Genomic DNA, 8,488 nt, shown 5'->3' with positions numbered 1-8,488 from the left:
ACTCGCAGAAATAACGACAACAGGCCTGGCGAGGCATTTGCCCCGCCAGGTCCGATTTTGAGAACACTGCGTCCCGGAATGCGCTCTTATAGGGCGGCGCAAGAACGACGATATGACTGCTGCAACCACCGAGACGGCCCGGGCTTCACCGCCGTCGAGCCGCCGGAGACATTGGGAAGCTGAAGCCGCTTGTTTGAACGTCAACCTGCCGGGAGGCGACAACCTCCCGGCAATCGATGACGGTGTGGAGTGCATGACATGACGAAACTTCTGGGAATCTCGGGCAGCCTCAGGCATGGCTCCTACAACTCCGCCCTGTTGCGGGCGGCGGTCGCGATGACGCCGGAAGGGGTCGAGCTCCACCCCGCCTCGATCCGGGGCATTCCGCTTTACGACGCCGACGTCGAGGCGGCGGAGGGCATTCCCGACGTGGTCGCTGAGCTCAAGGAACTCGTTGTCGGCGCGGACGGCCTGATGTTGTTCACGCCCGAATACAACAACTCGATCCCCGGCGTGTTCAAGAACGCCGTCGACTGGATGAGCCGGCCGGCGAGCGACATCAAACGCGTGTTCGGCGGCAAGCCCGTTGCCGTGCTCGGCGCCTCGGCCGGAGGTTTCGGCACGGTTCTCAGCCAGAATGCCTGGCTTCCGGTCCTGCGCACGCTCGGATCCGAGCCATGGTTCGGTGGTCGCATGCTCGTCGCCCGTGCGCACAGCGTCTTCGACCAGACCGGTGCCGTCGTCGACGATGGCGTGCGCCATCAGTTGCGTGATTTCGTCTGCGGCTTTGCCGAATTTGCCGAACGCACCAAGACCGAAGCGAGCCGGTAGCGGCCCCGGTCAGTGCGCTGCCTGGGCGGTGCTTTCGCGCACGACGATCTCGACGGGGAGGATCGTCTCCATGGGCACGTTCTCGGCATTTTCGCCGTTCATCAGCTGCAGCAGGACGGTGGCCGCGGTGCATCCGGCGATATGCGACTGGATCCTGACGGTGGTCAGCCTCGGGCGGATCAGCTCCAGGAAGGGCATGTCGTTGAAGCCGGTGACGGAAACCTGGCGCGGGCAGTCGATGCCCTGCTCGCGCAACTCGTCGATGGCGCCCAGCGCGAGACGGTCGTTGGCGCACAGGATCGCGGTGAATTTCCTGCCCGAGGCCAGCAGGTCCTGGACGCAGCGCGCCCCGTCCTGCTCGTCGAATCGCCTGGCGGTGACGACAAGTTCGGGACGGAACTCGATCGACAGCCTTTTTGCCGCTTTGCGGAAGGCCGCGAGGCGGAGCTGGCCGGTCGACAGGTCCTGCGGACCGGCGACATGGGCGATGTCGCGATGTCCGAGGTCGCGGAGGTGGCCAAGCATTTCGCAGATGCCGGCGTCTTCGTCGTTGATGATGTAGGGGATCTGGGAGTTTTCGACCATGCGGTTGAGCGTTACCACCGGAAGGCCGTCGGAGGCCGCCTTGGCGATGGTGGGGTCGCTTCTCAGCACGGCGGCATGGATGATGCCATCGACGCCCCGGTCGCGCAGAACGTCGACGAGTCGGCTTTCGCGGTCACGTTCGCTGTCGGTGTTGACGATGATCGATGCATAGCCGAGCGGTTCGAGAACGCTCTCGATGCCGCGCAGGATCGGCGGAAAGATGACGTTGGTGATGTCGGGGATCATCACCCCAACCGTCATCGTGCGATTGGTCCGCAGTCCGGCGGCGATGCGGTTCGGCCGATACCCCAGCGCGTCCGCCGCGGCCTGGATGCGGCTTGCGACTTCTTCGGTGATCGACTTGCGCTCGACCGGGTCCAAGGCGCGGGACACGGTGGATACGTGTACCCCCGTCTCGCGCGCGATGTCCTTAAGAGTGATCCGTTTCTGCCGCATGCTGACAACCCCTGATTTGCGCAAATTAACAGACCGGGCATGCCTCACGCAATCGTTTGCGAAAATTCCTTGACCGCCTTGCGGGGCCGTGGTACTTCATCCTCGCAATCGATTGCACGGAGGAGCTTGTGCATCGAGGCAGAATGCTTGACCGTCTGGGAGGACGGTGAAGCGGATACCCCAACAGGTGCGCGAGAGGGAGCAGGCAAAGCCGCAGGACGAGATCTGTCGGGGTACCGAATCCAGCCAGCGCGTCTCGATCGGTAGACGCCTGGCCGCACATACAGTCGATCGCCAACGGGAGGAAAGCGTATGAGATTGAATACATTGCTCGCAGCGGCAGCCGCAGCGGCCTTGATGGCAAGCGCGGCTCACGCCGAAAATCTGAAAATCGGCGCCTCGCTGCCGATCACCGGCGGATTGTCGGTCAGCGGCGAGAAGCACAAGCGGGGCTACGAGCTCTGCACCAAGCTGATCAACGAGGCCGGGGGCATTCTCGGCCGCCAGGTCGAACTGGTCGTCAGCGACAACCGCTCGGATACGGCGACCGCGATCAACCAGTACGAACGCTTCATCAACGTCGACAAGGTCGAGGCGGTCTACGGCACGTTTTCGAGCCGCCTGACCTTCCCGGTCGCCAGCATTCTTTCGAAGTACAACATGGTGCACGCGATCCCTTCGGGCGGCGCGCTGCGCATCTATGAGCAGGGCTACAAGAACCTGTTCTACTTCCAGGTCAATGCCGCCGAATACACAGGCAAGGACGTGGCCGCGGTGATCAAGCAGCTCATTCCTGCTGGCCAGGCGCCGAAGACGGTTGCCGTCGTTTCCGCCGACGACTTCTTCGCCAATGCCATCGAAGCCGGCCTGCTCGGCCAGAAGGTGAAGGACCCGGCGACCGACAAGGAGATCGCCGATCTCGCGCCCGGCTATCTCGCCGATGTCGGCATCGAAGTGGTGATGAAGGAGAAATGGCCGGAGGAAGGCTTCAACGACTGGCTCAACCTCGCCAATTCGATCAAGCGCTCCGGCGCCGAGATGATCATCGGCCTGACCGCCTCGGCGGAAGAGGCGGTGCAACTGACGCGCAGCCTGAAGACGGTCGGCGCAACGCCCAAGCTGGTCTACCTCAGCCAGGGTGCGCAGACCGAGTTCATCGAGGGCACGGGCAAGGAGGCCGCCGACGGCGTGCTGATCCACACCACCTGGCACAAGGACGTGCCGTTCGAGAGCACGCTGGCCGGCAAGCCCTTCAACAATGCCGACTTCGTCAAGGCCTTCACCGCTGAATACGGCGTCGAGCCGGACGAGGACAGCGCCATTCCGTTCGCCGTCTGCCAGGGTATCGAGCAGGCGATGATCGGCGCCGGCACCACTGACAACGCCAAGATGGGCGAATGGCTGCACGCGCGCACCAAGGACGACCCGGTCCGCACCGTGCTCGGCCGCTTCTCCTGGGACGAGGTCGGCCTGCCGGTCGAAAAGTCCCACATCATGACCCAGTGGCAGGGCGGCGAGCTGAAGTTCGTCTACCCGACGGGCGAGTTCGAAGGCGTGTCGCCGTTCAGCTACCCCAAGAAAGGGTTCTGAGACGACAGGCAGGGAAGACGCCCCACCTGGGCGTCTTCCCCACCGCCGGCGGCTGCCGGCGTAGTCTGGCCCATCGCCGGTGCTTGCCGGCGCAACTCGGCCCACCGCCGGTGTTCCGGCGCAACTCGGAATGGGAGATCGGGCGGATGCTCGAAGTCAAGAATCTCTGCAAGCATTTCGGCGGCATCAAGGCCGTCGACGGTGCCACGTTCACGGTCGAAAGAGGGTCGATCACCGCCCTGATCGGTCCGAACGGCGCCGGAAAGACGACCGCCTTCAACTGCATCAGCCGGACGGCCGCGCCAAGCTCTGGCGAGGTCTGGCTCGACGGTGAGCGCATCGATCACCTGCGGCCACACAAGGTCACCGCCAAGGGCCTGAGCCGGACCTTCCAGATTTCGCGCAACCTCGGCGACATGACGGTGATCGAAAACGTCATCGTGCAGTCCAAGGTCGACGGCCTGCGTGGCCTTTTCCGTCCGGCGATGACGTCGGAAGAAAAGGACAAGGCGATGTCGATCCTCGAGTTCCTCGGCATCACCCGCATCGCCCATGAGGACGGCCACAACCTGTCCTACGGCCAGAAGAAGCTGATGGACCTGGCCGCGCTGCTGATGTCGGATCCCAAGATCATCCTGCTCGACGAGCCGGCCGGCGGCGTCAACCCGTCGCTGATGGAAGAGATCGTCGGCCATATCCGCGCCCTCAACGACAAGGGTCTGACGGTGCTGATCGTCGAACACAACATGGAACTGATCATGCGGCTGTCGCACAAGGTCGTGGTCATGGCGCATGGCAAGGTCATCTGCGCCGGCACCCCCGAAGTTGTCCGCAAGGACCCGCAAGTGCTCGACGCCTATCTCGGCGGCGTGCTCGAAGACGAGGCTGCATGATGACCAAGCTACTGGAAGTAACCAACATCACCGCCGGCTACGGCGACGGCCCCGCCATCCTCGACGGCGCCCATCTGACTGTCGAGCCAGGCAAGGTCCACTGCATCATCGGCCCCAACGGCGCCGGCAAGTCGACGCTGCTCAAGGCGATCTGCGGCATGCTGTCGATCCGCAGGGGCGACGTGGTGTTCAAGGGCGAGCGGCTGAACGGCCTGCGCCCCGACCAGATCCTGCGCAAGGGCATCTGCTTCGTGCCGCAGGAACGCGCGCTGTTCCCCAAGATGACGGTGCGCGAGAACCTACGCATGGGCGGGTTCATCCTCGATGACAAGAAGGAACTCGAGCGCCGCATCGACGGCATCCTCGAGCGCTTCCCGATCCTGCGCGAGCGCGCCGACCAGCATGCCGGCACCATGTCCGGCGGCCAGCAGCAGACGCTGGCCATGGCGCGCACGCTGATCATCAAGCCCGACATCGTCATGCTCGACGAGCCCTCGCTCGGCCTGGCGCCGAAGATCGTCCAGGAGATGTTCGACATCATGAAGATGATGTCGGCCGAGGGCGTCACCGTGTTGCTGGTCGAGCAGAACGCCCTGATGGGGCTCAGGAACGCCGATTGGGGCGTCGTGCTCGACCTTGGCCGGACGCTGTTCGAAGGACCGGCAGCCAAGGTGCTGGCCGATCCGCGCATCCAGGAACTTTACCTCGGCGGCAAGAAAGCCGCCTGACGGGGAACACCATGGCAGAGATTTTGCAGATACTGATTTTGGGCCTGGCGCTTGGCGGTGTCATTGCTCTGATGGGCTCGGGCCTGTCGCTTGTCTTCGGCGTGATGCGCATCGTCAATCTGGCCCATCCGTCGCTGATCATCGGCGGCGCCTACATCACCTACCTCGCCTTCAAGACGCTCGGCGTCGACCCGATCGTCATGCTGCCGGTCGCCGCCGCCATCATGGCCGCCATCGGCGTGGTGCTCTACCGGCTGGTGTTCCAGCGCGAGGCCAAGAGCGCCAAATATTCCGAGATGACGGTGCTGCTCACCTTCGCACTGGCGATGATGGTGGAGGGACTGCTCGGCGGCCTGTTCACCAACACCCAGCGGGTGACCTCGCCCGAATACGCCACCGCTGCCTTCTTCATCGGCGACGTCTTCATCCCCAAGGGACAGTTCTATGCCGGCATCGTCTCGCTTACGATCATCGGCGCGCTGTCGCTGTTCCTCAAATATTCGCGGCTCGGCTACGCCATCCGCGCCACCACGCAGAACCGCGAGGCGGCCGAACTGCTCGGCGTCAACGTCCAGTTCATCAGCATCCTCGCCTTCGCCATCGGCATCGGCCTTGCGGGTGCTGCCGGATCGCTGGTCAGCTTCGTGTTCAGCTTCTTCCCGGCCAAGCATTGGGAATGGATCGCCATGCTGATGTCGGTGGTCGTGCTCGGCGGCATGGGCAGCATCCTGGGCACGGTTGTGGGGGCACTGTTCCTCTCCGTGGTCGCCGCCTTCGTCGGCACCTGGATCGGGGCGACCTGGTCGACGCTGACCTTCTTCCTCGCCCTTTTCATCATTCTGCTGGTCCGGCCCCAGGGGCTGTTCGGCGAAAAACCGGAGTTGGCATGATGGCCGTCACCCTCCAGGACTCCAGCGCCAGCGCTGTCATCGAGGCGCGCCGCGCCCACAACGAAAAACTGTCGCTCAAGGCCGACCAGACCCGGGCGACGTGGTTCCCGATTGCGGTGCTGGCCGTCCTCGCCGCGCTGCCGCTGCTGCAGTTCTACGGCAACTACAACTACGTGCTGCACCTGGTTCTGTTCACCGCGTCCTATGTCGCGATGGCCTCGAGCTGGAACATTCTCGGTGGTTTCGCCGGCTACGTCTCGCTCGGCCATGCCGTGTTCTTCGGCGTCGGCGGCTATTTCTCCGGCATGATCCTGGCGCGCTACGGCATCTCCACGATCATCACCGCGCCGCTCGCCGGCCTGGTCGCCGCCGCCCTTGGCTATCTGGTCGGCATGGTCACCCTCAAGGTGCGCGGCCCGAGCTTCATCATCTCCTCGATCGCGCTTCTGATGATCGCCCGCATCCTGTTCGACAACTGGCATTTCATCGGCGGCGCCAACGGCCTGACCCTGCCGCCCAACGACCTGACGGTGCAGTGGTCCAAGGTGCCCTACTACTATGCCATGGTGGCGATCGCGGCCTTCACCGTGTGGGCGACCTACAAGATCAAGCACTCGAAGTTCGGGCTCGGCCTGCGCGCCATCTCCAAGGACGAGATCAAGGCGGAAAGTGCCGGCATCGACACACGCTTCTACAAGGTCGTCGCCTTCGCCCTGTCGGCATTCTTCGTCGGCATGGCGGGCGCGGTCTGGGGCGAGTACCTGACCTACCTCCGGCCCAACATTTTCCTGCTCATCCTGATCTCGGCCAACATGGTGCTGATGTGCATCCTCGGCGGCAAGGGCACGATCGCCGGCCCGGTCATCGGGGCGATCCTGATCGTGGCGCTCAACGAACTTTTCGTCGCCACCATGGGCGCATCGGAAATCAACATCCTGGGCACCGGACTGGTGATGGCGCTCGGCCTGATGTTCTTCCCGCTCGGGCTGGTCGGAACGTTGGCCAGGAACGGAAAGCTCCCGCGCATCCTCAACTGGGACTAGCCGGAGGCCTTTGAGCCCCAAGACCTGAGAATGCAACTCGTGCAGTCAGCGAGAGGAAAAAGACATGCCGGAATTCGTACTTCACAACGCGCCGCAGTCCACCTGCAGCCAACGTGTCCGCTATGTCCTTCACGCCAAGGGCAAGACCTTCGAGGAACACAAGCTCGACCTGTTCAAGGGCGACCAGCTCAGGCCCGAGTACCTCGCGATCAACCCCAACGGCGTGGTGCCGACGCTGCTGCATGACGGCGCTCCGGTCACCGACTCCGCCGTCATCGTCGAATATCTCGAGGATATCCTCGGCGACGTCGCGCCGCTCAGGCCGCACGACCCGCTGAAGGCGGCGGAGATGCGGGCGATGATGCGCTTCATCGACGAGGTGCCGACGCCGGCAATCCGGGTGCCGTCCTACAACCTCGCCTTCCTGCCGCACTACCAGGCGATGACCGAGGAGGAATTCCAGGCGCTTTGCGACAGCAAGCCCTTGCGCCGCGAATTCCTGATGAAGATGGGCCGGACAGGTTTCCCCAAGGCCGACATGGACGAGGCGCTCGGTCGCCTGCAACGCGGCATCGACCGCATGGCGGCGTGGCTCGCGGCCAGCGGCGGACCCTGGCTGATGGGCAAGGACATGACGCTCGCCGACATCTCGATCATGCCGGTCATCGTCAGGATGGACGACATCAATCTCGGCAACATGTGGGACCAGGCCCCCGAGATCGGCCGCTGGCTCGACAACATCCGGGCAACCGAGGCCTTCGCCAGGACCTACTACCATGGCTCGTTGCTGACCGAGAAATACCCGCATCTGCAGACCGGCGCGAAGCGGGCGGAACCTGTCGAAGCCTGACTTCGAAAGCATTGGAGACTGAAATGGACCACACCGGCACCTCGCCCAAGCTCATCACCAAGGAAGCCGATGTCACGCCGACCGTGCTTGCGGCGATGGACAACACCGACAACCTCCGCCTTAAGCAGATCATGACGTCGGCGGTGACGCATCTGCACCAGTTCGTGCTCGAAACGCGCCCGACGGAAGAGGAATTCGAGTACGCGCTGCGCTGGATCGTCGAGATCGGCCAGCTCACCAACGAGTTCCACAACGAGGTGGTGCTTGCGGCCGACGTGCTGGGCGCCTCGACGCTGATCGACCTGATCAACAATGACGGCATGCAGGGCGAGACGATGTCGGCGCTGCTCGGCCCGTTCTACCGGGGCGGCGCTCCGGTGTGCGCGAACGGCGATTGCATCGCTCGCTCGGACACGCCCGGCTCCTCGCTGTTCTTCTCCGGCAAGGTCGTCGGACCCGACGGCGAGCCGGTGGCGGGCGCCTCGCTGGATGTCTGGCAGGCCTCGCCCGTCGGCCTCTACGAGAACCAGGACGAGACCCAGGAGGATTGCAACCTTCGCGGCAAGTTCACCAGCGGCGCCGACGGCAGGTTCCATTTCCAGTCGGTGAAGCCGGCAGGCTA

General features: G+C 63.9%; 9 protein-coding genes. 8 read left to right on the top strand and 1 reads right to left on the bottom strand.

The features are described 5' to 3' along the window. The first annotated feature begins 258 nt into the window (after nucleotides 1–258). Nucleotides 259–831, top strand: coding sequence for an NADPH-dependent FMN reductase (locus tag ACODTY_RS22655; protein WP_488996436.1), 573 nt, complete (start codon nucleotides 259–261; stop codon nucleotides 829–831). 9 nt (nucleotides 832–840) lie between these two features. On the opposite strand, the gene ACODTY_RS22650 is transcribed toward ACODTY_RS22655, so the two are convergent. Further along, nucleotides 841–1,872: a LacI family DNA-binding transcriptional regulator gene (locus ACODTY_RS22650; RefSeq protein WP_488996435.1), complete on the bottom strand. Its 1,032-nt coding sequence runs from the start codon at nucleotides 1,870–1,872 to the stop codon at nucleotides 841–843. 312 nt (nucleotides 1,873–2,184) lie between these two features. Here ACODTY_RS22650 and ACODTY_RS22645 point away from each other — a divergent pair, with 312 nt between their 5' ends. The 7 genes from ACODTY_RS22645 to ACODTY_RS22615 all read left to right on the top strand — a co-directional run. Continuing rightward, nucleotides 2,185–3,462: an amino acid ABC transporter substrate-binding protein gene (locus ACODTY_RS22645; protein WP_488996434.1), complete on the top strand. Its 1,278-nt coding sequence runs from the start codon at nucleotides 2,185–2,187 to the stop codon at nucleotides 3,460–3,462. 146 nt (nucleotides 3,463–3,608) lie between these two features. Then, entirely contained in the window at nucleotides 3,609–4,355 is a 747-nt protein-coding gene (locus tag ACODTY_RS22640) for an ABC transporter ATP-binding protein (protein WP_488996433.1), read from the top strand. Next, nucleotides 4,352–5,083: an ABC transporter ATP-binding protein gene (locus tag ACODTY_RS22635; RefSeq protein WP_488996432.1), complete on the top strand. Its 732-nt coding sequence runs from the start codon at nucleotides 4,352–4,354 to the stop codon at nucleotides 5,081–5,083. The genes ACODTY_RS22640 and ACODTY_RS22635 overlap by 4 nt, the downstream gene beginning before the upstream one ends. Nucleotides 5,084–5,094: 11 nt before the next feature. Beyond that, nucleotides 5,095–5,973, top strand: coding sequence for a branched-chain amino acid ABC transporter permease (locus ACODTY_RS22630; RefSeq protein WP_488996431.1), 879 nt, complete (start codon nucleotides 5,095–5,097; stop codon nucleotides 5,971–5,973). Continuing rightward, nucleotides 5,970–7,016 (top strand): branched-chain amino acid ABC transporter permease, encoded by a 1,047-nt coding sequence (locus ACODTY_RS22625; RefSeq protein ID WP_488996430.1) that lies wholly within the window; start codon nucleotides 5,970–5,972, stop codon nucleotides 7,014–7,016. Before ACODTY_RS22630 ends, ACODTY_RS22625 begins: the two co-directional genes overlap by 4 nt. Nucleotides 7,017–7,080: 64 nt before the next feature. After that, a complete protein-coding gene (locus ACODTY_RS22620) occupies nucleotides 7,081–7,866 on the top strand; it encodes a glutathione S-transferase family protein (protein WP_488996429.1) in 786 nt (261 codons plus the stop codon). A 23-nt stretch (nucleotides 7,867–7,889) separates the two neighbouring features. Beyond that, nucleotides 7,890–8,488: dioxygenase (locus ACODTY_RS22615; RefSeq protein WP_488996428.1), on the top strand; the 599-nt coding region annotated here is incomplete at its 3' end.

This window comes from Mesorhizobium sp. FG116, assembly GCF_057809835.1.
Note: the sequence above shows the minus strand (reverse complement) of the source record. Positions and strands in the feature narration are given on the sequence as shown.